This is a genomic window from Gracilibacillus salitolerans (assembly GCF_009650095.1).
In the GTDB taxonomy this organism is placed as follows: domain Bacteria; phylum Bacillota; class Bacilli; order Bacillales; family Amphibacillaceae; genus Gracilibacillus; species Gracilibacillus salitolerans.
Genome location: NZ_CP045915.1, coordinates 17,462 through 40,068, shown reverse-complemented (window position 1 = coordinate 40,068; position 22,607 = coordinate 17,462). Strand labels below are relative to the sequence as shown.

The 22,607-nt window shown below is 34.1% G+C and carries 37 protein-coding genes and 2 tRNA genes; 7 read left to right on the top strand and 32 right to left on the bottom strand.

Annotated elements, in window-relative coordinates; all coding sequences use genetic code 11:
- Window positions 1-381: 381 nt before the first annotated feature.
- The 29 genes from GI584_RS00240 to GI584_RS00120 form a co-directional block, all read right to left on the bottom strand.
- Window positions 382-1,290 (bottom strand): DUF4435 domain-containing protein, encoded by a 909-nt coding sequence (locus GI584_RS00240; protein ID WP_194842089.1) that lies wholly within the window; start codon window positions 1,288-1,290, stop codon window positions 382-384.
- Window positions 1,283-2,566 (bottom strand): AAA family ATPase, encoded by a 1,284-nt coding sequence (locus GI584_RS00235; protein ID WP_153789880.1) that lies wholly within the window; start codon window positions 2,564-2,566, stop codon window positions 1,283-1,285. Before GI584_RS00235 ends, GI584_RS00240 begins: the two co-directional genes overlap by 8 nt.
- Window positions 2,567-2,820: 254 nt before the next feature.
- The gene (locus GI584_RS23735; protein ID WP_194842088.1) at window positions 2,821-2,964 is read right to left on the bottom strand and encodes a hypothetical protein; all 144 of its coding nucleotides are present in this window, start codon (window positions 2,962-2,964) and stop codon (window positions 2,821-2,823) included.
- Complete coding sequence (locus tag GI584_RS00230; protein ID WP_228552316.1) at window positions 2,951-3,613, bottom strand: lytic transglycosylase domain-containing protein; 663 nt, start codon at window positions 3,611-3,613, stop codon at window positions 2,951-2,953. Before GI584_RS00230 ends, GI584_RS23735 begins: the two co-directional genes overlap by 14 nt.
- Complete coding sequence (locus tag GI584_RS00225; RefSeq protein WP_153789879.1) at window positions 3,606-3,986, bottom strand: hypothetical protein; 381 nt, start codon at window positions 3,984-3,986, stop codon at window positions 3,606-3,608. Before GI584_RS00225 ends, GI584_RS00230 begins: the two co-directional genes overlap by 8 nt.
- A gap of 19 nt (window positions 3,987-4,005) precedes the next feature.
- The gene (locus GI584_RS00220) at window positions 4,006-4,323 is read right to left on the bottom strand and encodes a hypothetical protein (RefSeq protein ID WP_228552315.1); all 318 of its coding nucleotides are present in this window, start codon (window positions 4,321-4,323) and stop codon (window positions 4,006-4,008) included.
- Window positions 4,324-4,336: 13 nt separating this feature from the next.
- The gene (locus tag GI584_RS00215; protein WP_153789877.1) at window positions 4,337-4,963 is read right to left on the bottom strand and encodes an ATPase; all 627 of its coding nucleotides are present in this window, start codon (window positions 4,961-4,963) and stop codon (window positions 4,337-4,339) included.
- Entirely contained in the window at window positions 4,963-5,331 is a 369-nt protein-coding gene (locus tag GI584_RS00210; RefSeq protein ID WP_153789876.1) for a hypothetical protein, read from the bottom strand. Before GI584_RS00210 ends, GI584_RS00215 begins: the two co-directional genes overlap by 1 nt.
- Before the next feature lie 59 nt (window positions 5,332-5,390).
- Window positions 5,391-5,546 carry a hypothetical protein gene (locus tag GI584_RS00205; RefSeq protein WP_153789875.1) on the bottom strand — a complete coding sequence of 52 codons (156 nt, stop codon included), beginning with the start codon at window positions 5,544-5,546 and terminating at the stop codon, window positions 5,391-5,393.
- 19 nt (window positions 5,547-5,565) lie between these two features.
- Complete coding sequence (locus GI584_RS00200; RefSeq protein ID WP_153789874.1) at window positions 5,566-5,955, bottom strand: hypothetical protein; 390 nt, start codon at window positions 5,953-5,955, stop codon at window positions 5,566-5,568.
- 134 nt (window positions 5,956-6,089) lie between these two features.
- Entirely contained in the window at window positions 6,090-6,371 is a 282-nt protein-coding gene (locus GI584_RS00195) for a hypothetical protein (protein ID WP_153789873.1), read from the bottom strand.
- The gene (locus GI584_RS00190) at window positions 6,372-6,821 is read right to left on the bottom strand and encodes a hypothetical protein (protein ID WP_153789872.1); all 450 of its coding nucleotides are present in this window, start codon (window positions 6,819-6,821) and stop codon (window positions 6,372-6,374) included.
- A complete protein-coding gene (locus tag GI584_RS23730; protein ID WP_194842087.1) occupies window positions 6,821-6,979 on the bottom strand; it encodes a hypothetical protein in 159 nt (52 codons plus the stop codon). The genes GI584_RS00190 and GI584_RS23730 overlap by 1 nt, the downstream gene beginning before the upstream one ends.
- A gap of 2 nt (window positions 6,980-6,981) precedes the next feature.
- The gene (locus GI584_RS00185; protein ID WP_153789871.1) at window positions 6,982-8,406 is read right to left on the bottom strand and encodes a fibronectin type III domain-containing protein; all 1,425 of its coding nucleotides are present in this window, start codon (window positions 8,404-8,406) and stop codon (window positions 6,982-6,984) included.
- 17 nt (window positions 8,407-8,423) lie between these two features.
- The gene (locus GI584_RS00180) at window positions 8,424-9,497 is read right to left on the bottom strand and encodes a hypothetical protein (RefSeq protein WP_194842086.1); all 1,074 of its coding nucleotides are present in this window, start codon (window positions 9,495-9,497) and stop codon (window positions 8,424-8,426) included.
- Window positions 9,494-9,775 carry a hypothetical protein gene (locus GI584_RS00175; protein ID WP_153789869.1) on the bottom strand — a complete coding sequence of 94 codons (282 nt, stop codon included), beginning with the start codon at window positions 9,773-9,775 and terminating at the stop codon, window positions 9,494-9,496. The genes GI584_RS00180 and GI584_RS00175 overlap by 4 nt, the downstream gene beginning before the upstream one ends.
- 81 nt (window positions 9,776-9,856) lie before the next feature.
- A complete protein-coding gene (locus GI584_RS00170) occupies window positions 9,857-10,051 on the bottom strand; it encodes a hypothetical protein (protein ID WP_153789868.1) in 195 nt (64 codons plus the stop codon).
- 37 nt (window positions 10,052-10,088) lie between these two features.
- Window positions 10,089-10,265, bottom strand: coding sequence for a hypothetical protein (locus GI584_RS23725; RefSeq protein ID WP_194842085.1), 177 nt, complete (start codon window positions 10,263-10,265; stop codon window positions 10,089-10,091).
- Between the two features lie 65 nt (window positions 10,266-10,330).
- Window positions 10,331-10,540 carry a hypothetical protein gene (locus GI584_RS00165; protein ID WP_153789867.1) on the bottom strand — a complete coding sequence of 70 codons (210 nt, stop codon included), beginning with the start codon at window positions 10,538-10,540 and terminating at the stop codon, window positions 10,331-10,333.
- Window positions 10,540-10,695, bottom strand: a complete 156-nt coding sequence (locus GI584_RS00160; RefSeq protein WP_153789866.1) for a PTS ascorbate transporter subunit IIC — start codon at window positions 10,693-10,695, stop codon at window positions 10,540-10,542. Before GI584_RS00160 ends, GI584_RS00165 begins: the two co-directional genes overlap by 1 nt.
- 158 nt (window positions 10,696-10,853) lie before the next feature.
- A complete protein-coding gene (locus GI584_RS23720) occupies window positions 10,854-10,991 on the bottom strand; it encodes a hypothetical protein (protein WP_194842084.1) in 138 nt (45 codons plus the stop codon).
- Window positions 10,991-11,215 (bottom strand): hypothetical protein, encoded by a 225-nt coding sequence (locus tag GI584_RS00155; RefSeq protein ID WP_153789865.1) that lies wholly within the window; start codon window positions 11,213-11,215, stop codon window positions 10,991-10,993. The genes GI584_RS23720 and GI584_RS00155 overlap by 1 nt, the downstream gene beginning before the upstream one ends.
- Window positions 11,216-11,501: 286 nt before the next feature.
- Window positions 11,502-11,801, bottom strand: coding sequence for a hypothetical protein (locus GI584_RS00150; protein ID WP_153789864.1), 300 nt, complete (start codon window positions 11,799-11,801; stop codon window positions 11,502-11,504).
- A 17-nt stretch (window positions 11,802-11,818) separates the two neighbouring features.
- Window positions 11,819-12,085 carry a hypothetical protein gene (locus GI584_RS00145; protein WP_153789863.1) on the bottom strand — a complete coding sequence of 89 codons (267 nt, stop codon included), beginning with the start codon at window positions 12,083-12,085 and terminating at the stop codon, window positions 11,819-11,821.
- An 11-nt stretch (window positions 12,086-12,096) separates the two neighbouring features.
- Window positions 12,097-12,903, bottom strand: coding sequence for an ATP-binding protein (locus GI584_RS00140; RefSeq protein ID WP_194842083.1), 807 nt, complete (start codon window positions 12,901-12,903; stop codon window positions 12,097-12,099).
- A 10-nt stretch (window positions 12,904-12,913) separates the two neighbouring features.
- Window positions 12,914-13,615, bottom strand: a complete 702-nt coding sequence (locus GI584_RS00135; protein WP_153789861.1) for a DnaD domain protein — start codon at window positions 13,613-13,615, stop codon at window positions 12,914-12,916.
- Window positions 13,616-13,862: 247 nt separating this feature from the next.
- Entirely contained in the window at window positions 13,863-14,168 is a 306-nt protein-coding gene (locus GI584_RS00130) for a hypothetical protein (protein WP_153789860.1), read from the bottom strand.
- Window positions 14,169-14,232: 64 nt separating this feature from the next.
- Window positions 14,233-14,553 (bottom strand): DUF771 domain-containing protein, encoded by a 321-nt coding sequence (locus GI584_RS00125; RefSeq protein ID WP_153789859.1) that lies wholly within the window; start codon window positions 14,551-14,553, stop codon window positions 14,233-14,235.
- Window positions 14,554-14,600: 47 nt separating this feature from the next.
- The gene (locus tag GI584_RS00120) at window positions 14,601-14,822 is read right to left on the bottom strand and encodes a helix-turn-helix transcriptional regulator (protein WP_153789858.1); all 222 of its coding nucleotides are present in this window, start codon (window positions 14,820-14,822) and stop codon (window positions 14,601-14,603) included.
- A gap of 135 nt (window positions 14,823-14,957) precedes the next feature.
- On the opposite strand from GI584_RS00120, the gene GI584_RS00115 reads away from it, so the two are divergent.
- From GI584_RS00115 to GI584_RS00085, 7 genes are all read left to right on the top strand, one after another.
- Window positions 14,958-15,290, top strand: coding sequence for a helix-turn-helix domain-containing protein (locus GI584_RS00115; protein ID WP_153789857.1), 333 nt, complete (start codon window positions 14,958-14,960; stop codon window positions 15,288-15,290).
- Between the two features lie 3 nt (window positions 15,291-15,293).
- Entirely contained in the window at window positions 15,294-15,983 is a 690-nt protein-coding gene (locus GI584_RS00110; RefSeq protein ID WP_153789856.1) for a restriction endonuclease, read from the top strand.
- 188 nt (window positions 15,984-16,171) lie between these two features.
- Window positions 16,172-16,927, top strand: a complete 756-nt coding sequence (locus GI584_RS00105; RefSeq protein ID WP_153789855.1) for a type II toxin-antitoxin system PemK/MazF family toxin — start codon at window positions 16,172-16,174, stop codon at window positions 16,925-16,927.
- Window positions 16,928-17,105: 178 nt separating this feature from the next.
- Window positions 17,106-18,326 carry a hypothetical protein gene (locus tag GI584_RS00100; protein ID WP_153789854.1) on the top strand — a complete coding sequence of 407 codons (1,221 nt, stop codon included), beginning with the start codon at window positions 17,106-17,108 and terminating at the stop codon, window positions 18,324-18,326.
- Entirely contained in the window at window positions 18,319-19,347 is a 1,029-nt protein-coding gene (locus tag GI584_RS00095; RefSeq protein WP_153789853.1) for a hypothetical protein, read from the top strand. The genes GI584_RS00100 and GI584_RS00095 overlap by 8 nt, the downstream gene beginning before the upstream one ends.
- A gap of 111 nt (window positions 19,348-19,458) precedes the next feature.
- On the top strand, window positions 19,459-19,953 hold the full coding sequence (locus tag GI584_RS00090) for an ImmA/IrrE family metallo-endopeptidase (RefSeq protein ID WP_153789852.1): 495 nt from the start codon (window positions 19,459-19,461) through the stop codon (window positions 19,951-19,953).
- Window positions 19,946-21,049, top strand: coding sequence for a site-specific integrase (locus GI584_RS00085; protein ID WP_153792872.1), 1,104 nt, complete (start codon window positions 19,946-19,948; stop codon window positions 21,047-21,049). Before GI584_RS00090 ends, GI584_RS00085 begins: the two co-directional genes overlap by 8 nt.
- Window positions 21,050-21,182: 133 nt before the next feature.
- On the opposite strand, the gene GI584_RS00080 is transcribed toward GI584_RS00085, so the two are convergent.
- The 3 genes from GI584_RS00080 to GI584_RS00070 all read right to left on the bottom strand — a co-directional run bounded on the left by GI584_RS00080 (window position 21,183) and on the right by GI584_RS00070 (window position 22,607).
- Window positions 21,183-21,259 (bottom strand) — tRNA-Arg (locus tag GI584_RS00080).
- Window positions 21,260-21,346: 87 nt separating this feature from the next.
- Entirely contained in the window at window positions 21,347-22,177 is an 831-nt protein-coding gene (proC, locus tag GI584_RS00075; protein WP_100358399.1) for a pyrroline-5-carboxylate reductase, read from the bottom strand.
- Between the two features lie 337 nt (window positions 22,178-22,514).
- A tRNA-Ser gene (locus GI584_RS00070) sits at window positions 22,515-22,607 on the bottom strand.

The window sequence follows — 22,607 nt, the reverse complement described above, 5'->3', positions numbered from 1 at the left end:
TTTTTCTCTGTATTCTTCCAATTTTTAAAATAAAAACGACCCCGAGAGGATTCTAAATTAGTGAATCAAGCATTGATACTATGGGATTCTTTATACTTTTTGAGTAAAAAATGTGTAAATAAGAAATTTAGATGTTTTAAACTAATTCATAATTTAAGAAACCTATAAAAACAAATTGATCGTTTCTATAGGTTTAAAAAAGCCCTGAATTCAATGCTTTTTTGTTCTGTTCTAGCATCTATATATTAAGTTTTCGAGACACTTTATAGTTTTCGTTATCAAGACTTTCACTACATAGAATATAAACTTTTGGAAATTCACTAATTACTAATGCTTACATTACGTTTGAAATGCATGGTGATAGCAAACCAAGAACTGCTATTAAGAAACTGCTTCTTTTTTCTCACAAGAACTTAAAATCCATTTTTTTACACTTCTTGTTAATTCAAACTCTTCAAAGACTTCAATGTTCATTGTTAGTCTAAGTGCTTCTTCTGTTTTTATATCATCATAATCATTTCTATATGATTTTATAATTGCAGTTATTAAAGATATTAAATCGTGTCCGTTGCTAACATGTAATTTGTTTGTAACTTGGAAACTATTTATAACATCAAGCAACTCTTGACACTCAAAATGTCTTAGACTACCATTTGATGATAAATAGGTGTAGAAAACATTCATATTTATAGTAAAATCGTCGTTTAAAAATTTCAAAAACTTTTTATGTCTATCTTTTCTATCTTGGATAGGTGATTTCTTCAGAACTCTGTTAAATGGAATATTTAATAGATCGTTTTTTAAACGCATCTTTGTCAAAGGTAACAAACATTCTAATAAATATTCTCTAAAGTGATCAATATTATCTAAAGGATTAAATCCAATTTTGTTAGTTATCTTATAATGAGAAACTAATTGGGAAACAAAATTATTAAAGTTTGAACCGTATACATAATAACAATCTAGGTCACAGTATTCGGTTTGCTTTAAATTAGTAAATTTATCAAATGTATTTTGGTTAAAATCTCTATCTATTATTCCAATCACATTTGGATTGTTTTGAACTTCTGGCAAAACATCAAATATATTAATAATTTCTCCCCTACAATTATTGGTGCTTTTATCACCAACCACAAAAGGAGTTATCACTTCCTCAGCTCTATCTAACAATAACTTAAAATAATCTAGGTCTCCTTTTCCTTCAACAATAAATATTTTTTTATTGCTTTTCAAATGTATTTCTAATTCTGCAATATTATCTTTCAAATCCAATTCATCTGGTCTAATCATTATCATACCCCACTGAAATAACTTTATCTCGATGATTTCTTAATATTGAAGGAGAATGAGTTGCTAAAATAAAGAAATCATCACTAAGATCGATTATATCTTTTAGAATATCAACTAACTTAATTTGCCAAGAAACATGTAATGATATTTCTGGTTCATCAATTAAAATAACTCTGTTTTCCTCAGTATTAAATATTAATTCAAAAAATAAAACCAAAAAATGTTGTTCTCCAGATGATAACTTTTTTAGTGGTATAGGTTGACCTTTTAGATTACCTTTTGAGAGTATGAATGAAAAACCAGTTTTTTTACTTATTATTATTTTTTTATTTACAAAATATCCATTTATTATTTTTTCAAACGTTTCAAGCTTACTTAATAAAGTATTAAAAACATCCAACTTTTCTTCGTTATCAAGAATATAATAATATAAGAATTGTTTTAGGTAGTCATTATCGTAGATATCATCACTTTTAATGTCATCTGCAGGTATAAGATCATTAGTATCGTTATCAGTTAAAATACCTTTTCTTGATAATTGATGCCTCTTGAGGGATAAATTTTGAAGTCTTTTTGCAATATCTACTGAATTTATTTCATTATTTTTTTCTAATGATTTTGTAATTATTTTTTTAGGAAATTTCGCATCTAATTCTTTAGACAGAATAGCATATTTATTCTCATAATTTCTTATTATTTCTTTTAGATTGTTCTTTTGTTGAACTACTTTTCTTGACTGATTATCAAATAATCTTTCTGCTTTTATAAATAGAATATTTAATTCCTTTGAAAATAATGTTAACCATTCAGGTACATTTTTTATGATTACTTGATTTTTAATATGTGAAATTAAATCATTTCTTTTATATTTTTCTCCTTGATATTCAAATTCCCTAAGTCCAACTCTTTTAACTCCATAATTTAATTCTAAAATTTCAACAACTTCGTAGAATGGTTTATTATCCAAATCATATAATATATTCGTTTCATTTATATCATCACTATTTATTTCAAAATCATCATTAATTATTAAACAGTCTTCATTTCTACGTATATGTATTGAAGTTTTATCTGTTTCTATCACAAATCTTTTGAATGGTGTACTAATAAAAATTCTAAAGTCCAAATCGCTTATTCCCTTAATCATTTCAAAGATAGTAGTTTTACCAGAGCCATTAGGACCATGCAAAAGAACAATATTATTCTTTTGCTCAGAAAAATCAATTGGATAATCTAAATATCCAAATAATTTCTCAACATAAATTTTCTTAATCATATACTTGCCTCCCTAAATCTGGAATATTTTTTTGAATTGATAATTTTCTGCTCTAAAATTCTTTAAATACCTTTCTATCATTTTATTGTATATGAAATTCAAACAATTCTCTTCACTTCATGTTTACAATTATTAGTTATATTTTACCATGTTTTTAACATAGCGCCAACGTATTTCAGAATTTTGCAAATTAAATTTAAACTTTAAGTCTATCGAACTATCTTTATATAATAAAGAAAAAGGCAAATTTAGCCCTATTTAAATAATCTTTTTGCTGCAAACTTACCAACAACTCTATTTTTAATACGCTGTTTTATTTTTCCTTTTCGTATTGCATTCACATCACCCAAAACCTTTGCTACTTTGTATAAAATCGTTCTAATTTTACCTATAGTCATCTCTTTCCTCCTGGTAATTGTTCTTATAATATTCTTGTTTCGCCATCACTTCTAAGCCGTACTCTGTGGAATGATTGTAAGCCCATAAGGCACTTTTTATTTCGCCTTTGGCTGCTCCAGTTGCTGCTAAGTAATTAGCTGCGGAAAAAATAGCGTCCTCGATCTCATACGGATCTCTTTTGCCGTTTCCGTTTGCGTCTACACCGTAATGCTCCCACGTTCCAGGCATAAACTGCATATGTCCTAACGCTCCGGCGCTACTTATCATGGTTGCATGATTAGAAAAATTAGTCTCCTGGTCGTGCACGGCTGCAAGCAAAGTCCAATCGATTTTATATTGTGCTGCTGCTTGCTTGTACAAGTCGATATATTGCAGATCGTGTCCGGTGTTTGGATTATATGAAGCTATGAACGTGTTTTCTTGCTTGTATTCTATCGCTTTACTATACGCCCTTTTATACGCTGCTTTTTCACTTTCCTCCCTGGTTAACTCTATTAATTCCTTTTTGTTGGTCGTCTGGTCTTTTTTCTTTTCGATCTCTTCCAGTTGCTTTTCGTATTTTTGTTCCTGCACGTGTAGATCGGCAGCAGAAACCGGAAAAACATACACAAAAAAACCGATAATAGATAATAGTAAAAGTTTATACAACGCTAGCACCTTCTAACAGTTTGTGAGAGTATTCTTTAATCTTTTCTAGTGCTTTTATTTGTTCTTTGTCTCCTTCTTTTGCTCCGGCTTTCTTAATCGTTTCAGAAAGTAACGGAATGTAACTAGAAAGAAAAGAATGAATCATTTTTACCTCTCGTACATTAAAATGAAAGTTGTTCACCTGGTCTCTTACTTCCTCGTTTGTGTTTTCTATTACTTCCTCCAGGCAATCTTTTACCTCGTCAAAAGATTGCAGCAACTCTTTTTTTTCGTTCTTGTGGTTCCTTTTGAATGTGTTTCTAGCACTTTTTCTTGTCATAGCCATATGAGCCAATAATAAAGCTGTCTCGCTTTGGTCTAATCTTAATAACATGTTAATATGTTAATCCTCCTCACACCTTTAAATCGTCTATATATGTCTCTAATTTGCGTTTTTCACCTTTTGTTAGTTCGTCGGGCTTCATGAGAAAAAAGGAGCGCCTACCGATCTTTATTTTACGATCTGCACCGTAGTTTTTGGCACGATTCCAATGAATGCAATCAAACGGCAGCAAGATAAAACCTTGACGCTTTGCTAAGTCCTCGGCAACTTCTAAAGTCTGATAAAACGTAAACTTTTGTAGGCTCCTGGCGTACGCAACAACGTTTAATGTCTCCGGATATAAATACGGTAAAGTCCTAGGGTCTTTATTCTTGTATCCTTTCGGCACTATGCTGATCTCTTTAACTTCTAACACGTATTTTCCCCCTTGCTCGATCGTGAATGTCTTCTATTACGTCGAAAAACTCATTTCCTTCTCTTTCTGTTCCTGGCAAAGGAAAGCCTTTGACCATGTTCCAGGAATCATATAACTTTAATTTAAAAAAACGTTTAGCTTTCCACATGGGTATAAATTGAGTGTGCATGTGTTCGTTGGTTTGAAAGTCTCTAAAGTGCAAAGAGAATCCTTTATCCCCCACTTTTCTAGTTGTGATTAAAACCTCCATAATCTGCCTTATACGGCTATCAACGTTATAAATAGAAGGGCTACAATAAAACTGAACAGATTGCATTTTTCTTGTATACATCATGACTTCTGTTGCTAATCCTTGCCCGTATTTGTTCCACCTACGATTACTAAATGCCATGTGTGCTTCATCCCAGCAACAAATAGAGCCTTGCGCTTCGGCTACCTTGTACCAATCTGTGTAATGCGTCATGGGGTAACTGTCAGCAAGTTCATAGTTACTAAACAATTCTACTCGTCCGCCCTGGGCTTCTGTTTTTGCTTTCCAATGGTGAGCCAGGAGCGACATTAAAAAGGTTTTACCACCCCCAAGTGGTCCCTGGATAAAAAAGTGGTGCGCCATTATCTTTTCGCCCCCTTTCCATCCGGAGCCATTACAATAGGCTTCGGCGGTTTCGGGATAAGTGCTTCTATCGTATCTAAATAGTATTCCGGGTTTGCAACGTCCGTTTTACCTTGTTTCTTGATATATTCAATTAATTCTTTATAGGGGCTGCCTTCTTTGTGTAAATATTCGTTTTGTCCTAATCGTTCCAGGAAAAGCAAAGCCTTAACTTGTGGTTCTCGTAAGTTCTGTGACTTGCCTTGCATTTCCTCTATTACTTGCTTTACGTCTGATATGTGCTGCACCTGGGGGAAAAGATCATCACTTATAACAGATTGCAGCTTATCGGCATTTGAATGTGCGTTTTGTTGCTCTGTATTTTGCATTGAGTGACCAACTACCTTTCTATTTCGTTTTCGTTAAGCGTGAGAGCCTTCTAGCAACACTACTTATGCGGTATTTTCTCGAAAATCTCTATCAGTTTGTTTTCTACTAAATCTAAGCAAGGTCTTAAAACCTCGTCGGAATGTTCGGACGCTTCCAAAGTGGAAGTAACCATCCCTTTAAGTTCATAAAGTAATCGATACATTGACTCGTCCATGTTTTTCCCTCATGGTCTACTAAGTTGCTACAACTGCGATAATAATAAATGCAATGAAGATCAAAGCGAATAATATTCCTTTCGTCCAGTCCAAACTTGTAGGCAAAGCCGGGGGCTGATACGCTGTGATCTGACTAAATACGGTATTCATTTCTAATTGTGCAAGTCGTTCTGTTTCATGGATAGATCGAGAAGGAGCACGATAAAAGAAGTTGCGCCCCATTTCTCCTACAGTAATCTCACAATCTGCCAGGGGCACTTTATAGTACCCCATACAAATCACGGAATCGTCTGTAATATCTGTTACGTGCTTAATATCACTTGTTTTCTTGTCGTTATCGAATATTATTAGCAAGTCGTCCGTTTCTAGGTTAAATTCATCTTCTGTCTTTCTTTTCAATAGTCCCATTTGTTACACTACCTTTCGTTTTCTTTTTGGTTGTTTATTAGCTGAACGTTGGTATACTTTCCAGGAGACAAAGACCACACTTGCAACCCCGGCGCTTGTCCCGGCTCCAACAACAAACATATAGAAAAATGCGTCTACCACCACTTAACACCTTCTTTCACGCTGTAGTACATTCTCATTACTGATCTAAAGATTAATAGTGTGCCTAGCAGCACAGTAGAGAGTAAAATAGAAGAGACTACCATTTGCCATACGCCAGGCAAGTCTCCAAAAACTGCAAAATATGATCCAATATCTAAGCCCTGGGCTGTCACTAATTGAATGCCCTGTATTCTCTCAATAGCAAGATCAAGAAAGCCTATAGGGGGTTGAAATATCTTATCTATAAAACTTTTAATGGTTTCTAATACGTGCATCTAATCGCCACCAACTCGTATACTTGAAATTAACTTCATGGCTCCGATTGCTGTTGTAAACCATATAGCAAACAATAAAATATAAGCTATCGGCTCTAATTGTAACGGTGTGAGATTCTCGAATAATCGCCCAACCATATCGGAATAACCATGACCGCCACTAGATCGTGGACTATAAGCTAAACTTCCTAACGTTCGAGCAAAACCAACTGCAAGCGACCACAAAAGCCCTCCGGCTTCCAGTAACACTTGAAACAGCTTAACGGCTAATACGCCTATCATATAGAGCAAATAAAGCAAGCCCTGGATAAGATCATAAATAACTTGAAAAAAGGCTACGATAATATCTATTAGCGTTTGAATAAATTTCCCGATACCTTCTAACAGCCATTGAATAGCGCCCCATATTAAAGCACCTAACCAGGATAAAACATCACCAATAATGCCCATTAGTAACCTGTCCTTTTGTTTGCTACGACCGTTTTTATAAAGTCTACAATTCTATCAATAAACAAAACGGACATCATCAAGAGAAGGAAGGGGGCAACATACATCATATGCCCCATAAATACAACTTCAATTGTCGCTTGTAACAAATTGCTATTCATAGTTACGCCCTCCCTTGTCGTGGTTCTCTCGGTATTCGTGGCGCTCTCGGTTCTCGTTGCTTCTGCCCTGTCATGATTTTTTGTTGTCTCTCGGTTACCCTGGTTCCTGGCGCTGCTGTTTGCGTTGCTCCATTACCACCGGAAAAGGATTGCCTTATAGCTGCTATTACTTTCGGTACAAATAGGAAAGCTAATGCTAATAACACAAAGCCCCCAATCAAAAGTAATAGCCCGTTACCACTTTCTATTAATCCCTCTACACCAAAAGGCAGCGTCATGTCGGAAGTGTCAACAAGTGGAGGTTCCGGGATAGTTGTTTGCACCGTTACCCCTCTACTTTCTATACCTTCATAGGTGTTAGTCACTTTATACTCGTATTCGTCGTTTTCGTTTACGCTAAGATCGGCAAAGGTTGTTCCATTTGTCTCAAATAACGGTTCGTAATCTTCGGCAGCATAAACGGTTTGTGCTGCAAAAGGATTAAGATCATTCATATTAAAACTTGTAACGGTTCCGGTCGTTTTCCGGTAGATCGTTGCTTTTCCAAAATATCTTAGTGGTTTTTTCCAGGACAAGTCTACCCTTTCCGGTGTTGCTTCAATTTCTAAATTCTCAACCTCCGGCACTTCGTCTGTTGTCTCCGGCGGTGGTATGTTTTCCGGGTCGTCTGGGTACTCGTCCTCATGATCGGGTATGCCGTCGCCGTCGCTATCCACAATTTCTAGCGTTGTTCCTTCTATTGTCTTTCCTTCTGATTCATTCCCGAATATGTCTACAGTAGTAATTTTGAAGTGATATGTTGTGTTATCTTCTAAATCATTTACTTTATAAGATTGATCATCTTTTAACCCTTCCTTGATTAACACATCATCTTGATAAATATTCACAACGGAAAAATCATCATCATTAGGGTTTGACCAGCTCAAATTTAAACTGTTGTAACCCTCATTAATGGATAGATTGCTAACCTCTCCTGGTGGTGTTAAATCGTCAGTAGGAGCAGAAAAGAAGTCAACTTCTTTAATCAGGTTATAAGAGCTACCATCATGTTCAATCTCTATTCGTTCAACCCCACTAAAGACTTGATCAAATTCAAAATAACCATACTTTGCATAATCATTTAAAACTATTTCTGTTCCGTCATGAAAATAAAACCGCCATGCACCATTACCACCAGTACCCTCGATATAATAAGCAATAATATCAACCGGGTTAACAAATTCAATAAACCATGTACCGCGGTATGTTGTACCTGTTCCGGTGTTTAAGTCGTTATCGTATCCACCACCCGGAAGATTAGTATCTGCAATGTTTTCGCTATCGTCTAGTAAACCGTCGTGATAGTCATAGGTGCTTGCAAATACGCTGCTTAATGGAATGAGTGATAATGTTAATGCCACTATAAGCATAAAAATTATTTTTTTCATTGGTTCGCTCCTTTCTTTTACGGCATTGGGTAACCGTCGTTATTTCCTCCTGGCATTAGATAACCACCCTCACTATCACCAGGTATCGGGAAGTTCCCTTCTGTTTCTCCTGGTGTTGGTGCTTCGCTTTCTTCTTCCTCCGGTATCGGCGCCGGGTTGCTTCCTTCTTCCGGTGTTGGAGCCGGGTTTTCCGGTTCGCTTGGTGTCGGCGTTGGGTTGTTTGGTTCTTCCGGTTCTCCTGGTATCGGGTTTGCTGGTTCCTCCGGTGTTGGTGTTGGGTTCTCCGGTTCTTCCGGTTCTCCTGGTCTTGGGTTGTCGGGTTCTTCCGGCTCAAATACTTCTTGCTCCGGCATGGCGTCTATTGGGTTATCAATGTCAAAGCCGCCGCTTTCATCCTCTCGGAAGTCTACATCCGTCGCTTGGTCTTTAATATCACTATCGTCAAACCCTTCAAGCCCTGGGTCTTCCTGTCCGGTTGGTTCTTGTAAATTTCCGTCGTCCAGGTCGTCGGGATAACCAGGAGCAGACATTTGACCAGGTGGGCTACCTAGCATGTTTTCTATACCACCTATTAAACTTGGCACAATAGAATCTCTAAATGTATCGGCTACATTGCCCCAATTGGGAGCCGGCGGAATCGCCCCTATAACGTCGTCGATTTTATCCAGGTATTCTTTCCATCCTGGTGTGCGGAAAATGCATCCACAATAACTATTATCTCCGCTATCGTTTTCCCCGGTGCTGTCGTCCGGTTCATCCTCACAAGCTGAATTTTCATCCTGTATACCGGAAGCTGTCACGCTATCAGTTGCTAGTAATGTGCCGGATGAATCGTAAAACGTATAAGTAAAGGAGCCGTTACACGTTAGTGTCGTGTAGTCTGTTCCTGGTACTGTCTCATAGTCCCAACTTGCCCCGGTGCTGTCTTGTGTGATCGTGAATGTATCAACCCCGGATAAGTCCAGGTACACATAATAAATATCGTCGGCGCTGTTGTATTGGCTGCTAGTAATTCCGGCAGCAAAAACATTAATCGGCAAAGCTATAAATACTAATAGAAACAAAGGTAAAATCTTTTTCATGCGCTTCACTTCCTACGATTTCTAATCCAATACCCTATGCCATCCTCTGTTAAGTCTTGTTTGACCCTGGAAGCAAAAGTGTATTGATCTCTAGGTTTATCGGCGTTTAGTTTATTATCTTGGTAGGTTCCCACCGCCGTTCTGATTAGATATATAACCATAGGTACAAATAAAAACGCTAAACCTACTAAAACAAATGCGCCTACAAACCCCAAAAGACCACTACCACTTGAAATTAAATCTTCTACACTAAAAGGCAGCGATAAATCGCTCCAATCAATCCCCACTCTTTCAACCTCCTTTCAAATCAAAAAGCCGGGAGGATAGCATTTTTAACTATCTACCCGGCTTTTTGCCATCCTTAAAAATTAATTTCCTTTTGCTGCTGAAAATGATTGGCGAATCAATGTAATAACTTTAGGAACAAATACAAACGCTAATGCTAATAGCACAAAGCCCCCTATCATTCCTAAAAGCCCGTTACCACTCGATATTAAATCACCCACATCAAACGGTAACGAAAGTCCTGACCAATCAATGCCAGTCGGTGTTGTTTCTTCCATGTTGCATTACCTCGCTTTCTAAAATAGAATTAAAGGTTTATTTCCCTTTAGCTGCTGAAAATGATTGACGAATCAATGTAATAACTTTAGGAACAAATAGAAATGCTAGTGCTAATAGTACGAAAGTTCCAATCATTCCTAAAAGTCCGTTACCACTTGCAATAAGATCACCTACATCAAACGGTAAAGTTAAACCTGTCCAATCAATACTCATAATAAAATTCCTCCTTGAAAATTATTTTAAATTTATAATACCGGGCAAAAACCCGATTATTAACATTAATAGCGCCTTATCTCATAATCTCGGTCGTTATTTTCGTCATCCTCTGTCTTTTTGAAAGATCGAACAATTACGCCGATCAACGCACCTACTAACACAATAGCAACGGTTAGCATAATGCCTGGTTGAATGGTTTCTAGTAACATTCTGACGTTACTCCAAAATTCCATCATGTTTTCGTTAGTCCAAAAAGTGATACTATAAAACATTATGCGTCCCTTCCATTTCTAACGGCTCTAATTACTACTAGTAACAATAAACCAACTGCCACCACCGCCACAATTAACATAAGGAAAGGAGCAACAGTTTTCATAAAAAATTCAAAAGCATCCCAAAAGAAAGCCCAATCCCAAACCCCTTGCATGTTGTTACCTCCTTTTTATCTCACTTAATTATCTTTAACAAATCGATAAATACCAATGACTGTAAAAAGGAGAGAGCAAAACATGCCCCAACTTATAACAACAGCCATTATGTCCGGGTTTCCTAGTAAAACCTTGAAGGCTTGCGCCATTAAACCGCCTACCTCCATAAACTAGATCCCCTTTCAAATGCTGTTAATACTAGACGAACAATCGGGAAGATCAAAAGGCAAGCTGATAAAAAAGCTATGTAAACCAATACTATTTCTAAAACGGTATAGTCTACGATCTCATACATTACTTGAACCTCCTGATAACGTGACTAATTAACATAAATACCAGTAGTAAAATAATTAATGTTGACGTTATTAACTCGCCTAGTGTGATCTCATGAATGATATGAATAACACCTGAATCTGTTTCAAACAACGTCATTTCACGTGGATCTACTGGAACTACTACTTGTGGATCACTAGACATAGTATCTATTACTTGGTCATCTTGGGATTCTCCGTTATTCATGTGTTCACCTTCCTAAAGCAATGAGATTAAATTGCTTTAACTACATTCAAAGTTATCACGATTTTAGAGCTTTACATATGATAAAACCAAACATATGTATGATAAAACTTTTTCGAAAAATATCTTTCAAAACAAAAAAATCGCTCCAAATTAAGAAGCGATTTTAAGTTCATTTAACAAAAATATAAGGTGTATTATCTTGGTGACTTATTCAAAAAGGCGTGCAAAAATTAATATATATATTTATATTAATAAACAGCACGGTTTCACTTGAATTGAATGGAAATCATTTTGTAAATTCATAGATATTTTGTTGATGAATAAATGATCTTCCTGACCTTTTATGTATGCCAGATTCTAACGTGTCAATCCAATTCAATAAATCTTTTTTGGTGCACCCTTGTTGTTTTAATTCTAATGGAAAGCTGGAAAAGTCATTTTTCCATTCATACATATTACTTAAGGCATTATCAATTCTTCCAAATGCGTAAATAATAGTTGCATTTGCTTCATAGTTTTCTCTCACGCAATATTTCTTTAGATACAAATACGTTTTCCCCTTTGCACTAACTCTACCTAAAAACAATAAGAATCCCTCCCTAGTTAATTGGCTTTTAAATATTCCTCCAACATTGCATCAACTTCTTTAGCAAATTGCTTTTTTTCTCCCTCTGATTTTTCTTTTTTAGCTAATGCTGCTGCTTGTCTTTCTTTATGGTCTTGATACCAATTTGGAATAATATTTGGCGAAGCTACTACTTCAAAGTTTGATTGAAACCCCGGATTGTCATTGCAAAAAACTTCCCACTTTTTTTCAGTTAATTCTTCGCTTTCAGTTGGATCAATACTAATTACGCTGTTAAATTGCATGTTAATTCCTCCTATAAAGCTTGTACTCGTTGATCTTCACCATCTATCTTGATAGCTTCTGCACCTGATAGCATCCTCGACAAAATACGTTTAGATTGCCTACCGTATTTTTGCTCCATTTCTGCACTTGAATAATTCGTACTGTAGATTGTTGGCTTTGATTGCCGTATATTAACTACCTGAAACAAAATATCTGCTGCCCAAGTTTCAAAACCATTGGGATCAATTTTCACATATTCAGCGCCAATATCATCCAAAATCAATAAATCTAAATCAGCGATTAATTGCATAAACTTTTGTTGTGTCATGCTATTGTCCTTGTATAAGGCTCTAATAGCATCCATAAGAGCAGGTGCAGTAATAAATAACACGGTTTTCCCTTGTTCTTTTAATGCTTGTCCAATGCTAAAACTCAAATGTGATTTACCTATCCCTACATCACCTTTAAACACTATCGAATGCTTGTTTAATAGTTCATCAAACTTTTTCACATACCCTATAGCAAGTCTTTTTGCTTCATGTTGCAATGTAGTGCGAGGATGGTAATTACTAAAGCTAGCATGTTTAATACTTTCTTCAATGTGCTCCTGCTTATAAATCCATGAATTGAGTTTATATTTTCCTAAATCAATCTCTGACTTAGGTAACTTGTCCAGTATCTTTTTTTGTGTGTCACATGCCATGCAAATAGAATGTGTTTGCTTATTTCCATCTTGATCTGTACGCTCATAAACTGGAACAGTAGCACCACAATCTTTGCAAATATACTCGTCCACTTTTTTAATCAATCGTCCGATAACTTCGCCAATACTCTGCATAATCAACCTCCTAGAAATATTGAGAATAAGCACCAGTAGCCTGTTTAGGTATGGCTTGCTTTTGTTGTTTAAAACGTTGAAAATCCTGATCATTACGCTCTACATCAGCCATAGATTTAATCCCTTTATGCGACCAATCTCGCAAAATTCCTAGCGTATAATTACAACGTTTCTGCTCTATTTTTGCTCTTTGCATTGCTTCAAACACTAAATCCAAACCTAAATCATCAGCAAAGCATAGCAGCCTTTCACGTTCTTTTTCGGAAAGCATTACAAAAAAGGTTTCAGCAGTATCTAGTAAGCTAGCTATATCTTTTATATTTAGTTTTAGTTTAAGTTTATATTTTAGTTTAACTAATGTGCCCCTCTCGTTGTCCTTCTTGTGTCCTTCCTGTTTCCCCTCGTGTTGTCCTTCTCGTTGTCTGTAACTAACAAACGGAACAATTGAATATTTTCCAGCTTGATTCACTTTTTTTGCTTTTTTATAAGTGATCAAGCCATGGTCAATTAATAACATTCTTGCATGATCCAGTTGTTTTCTACTCAATCCTGCATAAGATTGTAAAATTCCATTAGGAACAGTAAATTCCTGCTTCCATCCACACTTATTGTTCATAGCCATTAATTCATGCCATAAAGCAATTGCTGTGGCAGGTAGCTGGTTCACTTCCTTCCATCTGTTAAACTCTACAACCTCTTGTAGATAATTCATTTAGTTGCATCCTTCCTACTAAAATTTCTTTTAAAAATAGGAGAAGAATGATAAAGTATAAGTGACTAACTTTCTGGTAGTAAGTGTTGTCGCACTTGCTATTTTTTTTATGCTTTTATCATTCATCCTCACACCTACTTCTCTAAAAATTTTACTGCAAAGTCAATTTTTACCCCTTTGCGTTTTAGATCGTTCACCAAAATGATTAAGCGTTGCTTTTTGTTGTAGTTTGCTAGTTTCATAGTTTTTACCTCTGGTTTGACTCTTTCAGCATGTTACTTAATTCAATCAGATTAAAATTATCTAATTTCACCGTTTTTAATGAATTATCAATGGGAAAAAAATGCAATTCATAACTAAATTTATTCGTTATAATAGTGACCTGGGTTGCAAATTTACTATAAAAAATTTGCGACAGCTTTACGCTATCTTGCATGTCATCTTCTCTTAAGATTCTTTCAATCCTCCTTACAAGATTTTCGTTATGCAATTCTGCAATTAAGGCTTTATTCAATCCTTTCGTTTTGACAGGATTTACAGTTCTCTCACTCATTTCCATGCTCCTTTTTGTTATTTGTTTTAAATTAAAAGTATAGTAAATTGGTAATAATCACTTTTTATCCTTGAAAAATTTGATTAAAGTATTTATCCAAAAATTGAGACATTTTATTAGCTTGGAAAGTCCAGTTTTGACCTCTAGATTTTGGATAGTAAACAAAACCACCGTTTTCAATATCTAGTTTTTTACGGAATTGTGATGGATAAAGAATATTTTCTTTAATCCAATCTTGTTTTCTACCAACACGATTTTCTAAATCCTTCATGTTCCAGTACACACCAACTAATGAACTTTCTCTTAGTTGCTGCAATTCGATTTTACTAATAAGTACCTGATCAGATGGAATTGGTATTGTTAAGTTCACATCCAACTGTTGCAAAAATCGAAACTCCTTTCGTTCATATATTCAAATGAAAGAATTTTGGTTCAAGAACACAATTCGTGTTCCGGATCTTTAAAAAAAATATTTTGAACTGACTCATCATAATATCTTGCAATTTTAATCTTAATTTCGTCTCTTGGAACTCGTTGACCATTTTCATACATTTGTAAAGCGCTAATACTGATATTAAGATCATTTGCAACTTTTTCACGTGATCGATTATCTCTTAAATCAACTAAACGCTTGGCAATTAAATCTTTATTCATAAACTCCCCCCTAATCACATAATGTGTTATACAATAACTATATTAAACTACGTTTCGTGTTTTGTAAACACTTTTTGTGACTTTAAAAATAAAAATACACACTTTGTGTTATTATTTGAGTAAGAAGGTGATATTGTGGAAAAATTTGGTGATAGATTAAAGCGGCTCAGACAAAATAAAAAACTGTATCAAAAGGATTTAGCACAAAAACTAAACATTAGTAAAAGTGCAATAGGCATGTATGAAAGAAATGAAAGAGAACCCTCATTTGAACTATTAACAAAGATTAGTGACTATTTTGATGTTTCAATTAGTTATCTGGTAGATGGTAAAGAACACAAAAAAGAGGAAGATCAGGGTGATTTATTTTTCTTCGACATGAAAGGGTTGACGGAAGAAGAAATTGACGATATTAAGCGTCATATTGACTATGTGAAGTGGAAGGCGAAACAGGATAGGGGAGAATAAAGATTGGGTAAGAAAAGAAAGAATAGCATTTTATATTTAATACGTATAATATTAATATTTATTGGTCTTGCCTATTATTTTAGCAATATTAATGAATTACACTGGGGTTTTTTATTTGTAGCAGTAATAATACCAGTTGTTATTGAAGGTATTCTTAACTTGCTGATACCAGAAAAACAAGCAAATAAAAAGACAGCAAAAAAGACTAATTCTACAAATATATCTAAGAACTCTCAAAAAAATAATTACAATAAAGTACCAACAACTAGACTTTTATCAGATAAAGAAATCATTAAAATGCCTTTAGAAAATATGTCTGGTGCAGAATTTGAACGTTTATGCTTTCTATATTATAAAGCGAAAGGCTATAAACCAAAGGAAACGCCAAAGGGTGCAGATGGTGGTGTAGATCTTCTTATTTACCAACGTTATCATCAGCAGTATGAAGCTGTACAAATTAAACATTATTTAAACTCAGGTAATCAAATTACCGTTAGTCCAATAAGAGAATTAAATTCATCTAAACAAAATCATGGTTGTGTTTTAGCTAGATTTATTACAACCTCTACATATACAAAAGAAGCTATGTTACAAGCTGATAAATGGAGAATTAAAACACACAGTATAGATTGGGTTCAAAATAAAATTGAAGCTTGGCGAAAAGAAGAAGCGAAAAAGCCTAAATACGCATAATAAAATCCTATCTTTCGGTTTTGTCATATATGCGATACCAGTTATAAAAAACTGGTATTTTTATGTCGATTCTTATTTGTAGTTTAATAATAAGATAATAAATATGTGGATAAAAAAATTGATCTTATACTATTTTAAATGTGTTAAAATTAGGTAAACTAAGATATTGGAGGGAGAAATACAAAAAAATGGTTAAAATAAGTAAGAATTCATATAAAATAAAGCGTAGCAAATTTAAACGGAAGTATGTTTCAAAGTTAAAAAATCTTACAGATGATGAAAAAAACATGAGGTCTGGTAGCGATCCAAATCTTATTCTAGATACTAAGAGATTATTGGATGATTTTTTTTCAGTGATTATGTCTTTAAAGTTAGAAGATGGGTTGAAGTGGATATTAGGATTAGAAGAATACATAGAAGACAAAAAAAACAAAAAGCAAATTCATTATCGTCGATATACTCGTGGACACATTGTTGAAGTGGAATTATTTGGACATTTTGATAAAGAACTAACTTATTCACATCCTGCACTAATTTTATATGATGGAGGAAATTCAGTTTTAGTTGCACCTATCTCTGGTGGAAAGTATGGCGATGACAAAGAAATGCATATTGATGTAACAGAAAAAGATGGGTTACGAAAAAACTGCGCAGTTATGGTAGATTCTCTAAGAATAATAGATAAGAAGAGAATACTTTATCAGCATAAAAAAGACGAGTTAAATGTAAAAATCAGCACTGAAATACTAGATAATATTGATAATGTACTTATTTCAAAATTTATACCAGGGCACAAAATCAAATATGATCAGCTTAAAAGCGACTTTTATAAAGAGATCGAAAAAAATGAAGTAGCATTAAGTGAAATTGAGGAACTAAAAAAAGCATTAGAACTTAAGAATAAAGAAATTAATGAAATTAAAGAAAAAATAACTATAGAATAATATGGTTGAAATTGGTAAGATGATATTGTATAATATAGTATATAATATATGTAGGGCCATAGCGCCCCGGCGCAACTGAGCGCATTTTGTGATTAAGGGTCTTTGCACCCCGACGCAACTGAGCGTTAGAGAGTCCTACCAAAAGGGCTCTCTTTTTATTTGTGTGGAGGTGTTTCAAGTGACATTTAGTTTTAAGAACAGAGAAAAAGTTTTTAAATTTTTAGATCATTATTCAAATGATATGAAAGAACAAATTGATATTAATAAAACTAAACAACCCTTATTAAAGTCGTATATTTTTGAAACATTTAATAGGGAAATTAATGAAGATTTAGAATTTGATATATCATCTTTGGAAAGTCTAATAAATAATGAGTATGGTACCTTTAAACAAATTGATGAATGCTTATATAGCATAATTGGTTTCAATAAATTTCCATTTGGTTTTATTGAAATAGTAAATGATAGATTTTTTGTATTATATGCATTAGAAAAATCCTCAATAACAGACCAACTATTCTCCAAGATTATTAAGAGTTCTTCATTAATTGATAACTTATGGATCTCAGGAAAAATGTTTGATGGATTTTTAACACAAATAGCAGCTACACACCATCCACAAAGATATATAAAAATGAATTTTGAATATAGTAATATTTTTAATTCACTTGATGAAGAAGGTTATATACAATCAGATTATATAGATTTTGATTTTGAAGAAGATAGAGTTACGAAAATTAACCTATCAAAAGAATTGGCTGAAATTAAAATGAATCTACCAGAAATAAGGAATTTATTGCCTGAATTCAACAGTATTGGGTTATTGAAGTTCCCAACACGAATTGGAAAAGGTGGACATGACTTTTACAGAAACGGGAAGGTTACAAATAGATCGAATAGTTTTAAGGATCATAGGTATCAGATAACTAATAATATTAACTACTATAAAAACATCACTGAGGACTTAGAAAATAATGTATGGCTTAACTTTGAGAACATTAGTGCACCGAGCAAATCAGAATCACTTAATTTCAACGGACTACCTGTTTCATTTAAGTTTAGTAAAAAATTGAATGAATCAACTTTTAATAAATTTGTTGATGTAACTTTTAGAAAAGGTCAGGAACCGTTTAAAATTATAGGAAATCCCATTAGATTAAACAATGAAAGAGTTCATGTATACGGAACTGATTTACATCTTTGGCAGGAGGTTATACTTGATTTATCATGTGATGAATTCATTATGTTCTTACCACGTGGAACTTGTGGGAATACTATACACAGAATGGTAACAAATATTCAAAGATATCTAGACCCAGCAGTTACTATCACCATTGGAAATATTGATTATGAAAGTTATATAAATAAATATTTAGAGGTGCTACCAGATTATGAGTAAAGAGATAACACCCTTATTTCAATTAAATCTATATTTACATATGGGCATGGCCTATCCTGATAATTCCTTAATAGAACCAATATTGTATAAAAAAGGATATGTTATAAACTCTATTGGAGAAGAATTACCCGTACCGGATGAATTAAGAAAACGACTAGGAAAACACTTACACGGTAGAATTAATAGGAGTGTTGTTCCAGAAATTGTTTTTCTAAATAAAGGTGACAATACTCTTTTATTGTTAGAGTGTAAAGTGAAAAGTTTTAGTGAAGATATCACTAAAAGAGGAGCTAGACAGGCTTTGGGGTATTTAAGTCTAGATCCAAACGGAATAAATAGTTTTTTGGGTATGAAGAAAAATAATAACCTTAAATTATTATACTCAGTAGCTGAGGAAGAATATGAAAGTCTGAATGACGTTTTACATAATCTTTCTGAGATTATAACTGATTTAAGAAGTAATCCAGTATCTTATGATATTCATAGTTTAACTGTTAATAGTGATGGAATTTATATAGGTGAAAAGAAAGATGACGATATAAAGTACACACAAGTTGCTAAAAACTTAGAGCCAGTTTTGTATATAATACCTGTAGATCCAGAATTAAACTTGAAAGATGAATATGGGAAAAAGGTATTAGGAGAAAAAGTAAGAAATTCAATTCGTATAATTATTGGAAGAAGTATTAGCATGAAGGAACAATCGTTTACTTTAGAGGAGGCATGTAAAAGAGTTATCCCTGTATGGGAAAAATGGGTTCCAAAAGCTCAGAAGCCAATTATTCGAATTGTAAAGAAATATATAGATGACTTACTAGCCGAAATTTCCAAAAAGGGACTACAATATAGCTATGATAAACGTAGATATAAATATACAGCTGTAGACGAAAGTTCAATTCAAAAGATACGGACGTACCTAACCTCAAGTAATTATAATAACTTTAAAAAAGAAGACTTAAATTTTGAACAACTTTCATTTGATGATTTAGAAAATGATTTTGATGATGCAAGTAATTATTAATATAAATATAGCCACGGAAAATGTAAATTACTAATTTACCAGTTTTAAAACTGGTATTTTTTTATTGATAAAAAGAACGTTTGTTCGTATAATGGTTTTGAGGTGATACAATTGAACTACATATATAAACCATTCGACTTAGAAAACTGGATAACTAAACATTATATACAGATTGGCATTACTACTCCAGAACAGATTAATTTGAAACAAATAGCTTTATCCTTTCATATTTGGACTAGCTATAAGGAAAAGCGTTCATTTGCTTTTCAAGATGGAAAATATAGAATAATAAATATAGATGCTAGATTAACAGAACAAGAACAACGCGAACAATTTTTTCATGAACTGTGCCACTTATTAAGACATTGTGGATCACAATTAATCATGCCTAAAGCGTTCCGAGAACTTCAAGAATGGGATGCAATACGCTTCACAAAGTATGCAGCAATACCATATTCCATGCTACAGCTTTTTGATTTAAAAAGTGATTATATTATTGAGGAGATAGCTGAATCATTTAAAGTTCATGAAGATCTTGCTCGTGAGCGAATGGAGGGTATTTATCGTAATAGAAAACCTTTAAGAAAGAGTGATAAAATTGGCTAGCTTTCAGAAACGGGGTAAAAAATGGCAATATACCATTAGTAGAATGGTGAATGGTAAAGCAAAACCCATAAGAAAGGGTGGATTTAGAACTAGAAAAGAGGCTATGATTGCAGCAACAGAAGTAGAAAGTAAACTTCTGAAAGGTATATCAATAAATGTGGAACAAGTTTTATTTAGTGATTATTTTGAATCTTGGTTATACACTTACAAAACGAACGTAAAAATGAACACATTAGAACGTTATAAAAACACGTTAAAGACCATTAAAGAGTATTTTGAGGGTATTACCATTCAAAAAGTAACTAAACGCTCCTATCAGCAATTTTTAAATGATTATGCTATAGGGAGATCGAAAGTCACAGTTAGAAAACTTAATACTCACGTTAGGGCATGTGTTAAAGATGCTATTGATGAAGGATTGATCCATATTGACTTTACTAGGAATGCAACTATTACTGGTGAAGCAAGTAAAAAAAGTGAAGAAAAGTTCTTAAATGTAGAGGAATCGAACAAACTGCTCCAAGAATTAAATAAACAATTAGATAGATCGCCAACTTATTATTTACTTTTGCTTGGTTTAACATCTGGTATGCGTTTTGGTGAAATAGTAGGGCTTCAACGAAAAGATTTTAATTTCCTTCACAATACAATCACAATTAATAAGACTTGGGGATATACAAAAAGAATGCCTGATGGACACGGTCCAACAAAAACAAATGAGACACGAACTATTACAATGGATCATAACACCATGCAAATATTTAAAAAATGGTTTGAATCGCAACCTGATAATATAGAACGACTTGTGTTTTACAGTCCAAGTTCAAAATATAAAACTATTTCTAATGGTGTAGCGAACAAAGTTTTAAAGAATACACTGAATAAGATTCATGCTAATCAAATAAGCGTTCATGGTTTGAGACACACTCATGCAAGTGTTCTTTTATATCAAGGAGTGTCGATCTATTATGTGTCAAAGCGCTTAGGTCACACTGATATAAATACGACAATGAATGTTTACACACATTTGGTGAAAGAGTTAGAAGAAAAAAGTCAACAAGTCACCAAAGAAATTTTTGAAAGTATGTACGTGTAAAAAATGTGTAAAATAAATTCAGATTATATCCTATTTCCTCGGAACACTATAAAAAGGTAAAGAGTTAACAACCTTGATATATCAGCATTTGTATAATATCTAAAAAGTATAAACCTAACATTAAATATCCTTATGGCGACCCCGAGAGGATTCGAACCTCCGACACCTTCTTTAGGAGAGAAGTGCTCTATCCTACTGAGCTACGGGGTCATAATATAAATACTTAATCAGGAGAGACACCACTTTATATCTTAATAAAACTTTCGATAAATGGCAAGACTCTCCCTTATTCTCTATTTATTTTTCAAACATTTCTCTTAGCTCTTTGGATCTTTCTGTTGTACGTTGTAGACAAGCAATTACCGCTTGTTGAAACTCGTGTTGTCCCAATGTTTTAATCCCTGCTTCTGTCGTACCTCCAGGGCTTGTAATTTTTTCTCTTAATGTTGTTGGTGTATCATCTGTGGTTGCTAACATCTCTGCAACACCTTTAATCGTTTGTGCCATTAAAGGCTTAGCTGTTTCTTTATTTAAACCTTGTTCCTCGACAAACTTCTCCATTGCTTCCACCATGTAATAATAAAAAGCAGGTGCACTGCCCGCCAAAGCAGTGTAAGCGTCCATTTCCTCTTCTTGTATCAATGTTGTGGTACCAATTGATGTCATAAGATTCTTTATTAATCCGACAGTTGAAAAGTCAACATATTGACCTCCAGTTATCGTCGAAGCTGATTGTCCAATCATTGCTGATGTATTAGGCATGACACGGACAACAGCATTATTGGTTTCTAGTAATTGCTCAATATATTGCGTAGAGATCCCTGCTAATAATGACACAACAATTTTACTGTCACTTAAAAAGTCTTTCACTTCAGCAATTGCAGATTGAATATCTTTAGGCTTCATCGCTAAAATAATGATATCACTTTGGCTCACCACATCCTCCCTGGATTGTGATGTTCGAATACCATATTTATTTTCTAATGCTGTTAATCGTTCTTTATTGGAATGATTAGTCGCAATAATCCGGTCAGAAGGGACCATTTCTTTAGATGTCATCCCGGCAATAATAGCCTCTGCCATGGAACCCGCTCCTAAAAACGCAATCGTATAATCTTTCATACTCATAAAAACCCACCTTTTATGTATACTTATTAACTATTATAAATCATTATAAGAAGATGGAACAGGGGAAACGTCTATCTAACCGATAGTCTTAAGAAAAGCGCAGAGCGCCCGTTTAGAAACGTAGCGACTTCAGAATCAACTGAGATAAAGGAATCACGGTAAGCAAATGACGCGATGATGACTTATCGTAGGGTGATTCGTGAAGTCGCCTAGTTTTTGGGCGCTCGGAGCTAGACAAATACGCAAATTTTATACTTTCTTATCTCTAAATAAAAAAACCGCTATCTAATGATAACGATTTTCGTGATTTATAATCTCCAATTTTGTGTTCAAATAATGGCGGAGGAGGAGGGATTCGAACCCCCGCGGGCCGTGAAGCCCCTGGCGGTTTTCAAGACCGCTCCCTTCAGCCGGACTTGGGTACTCCTCC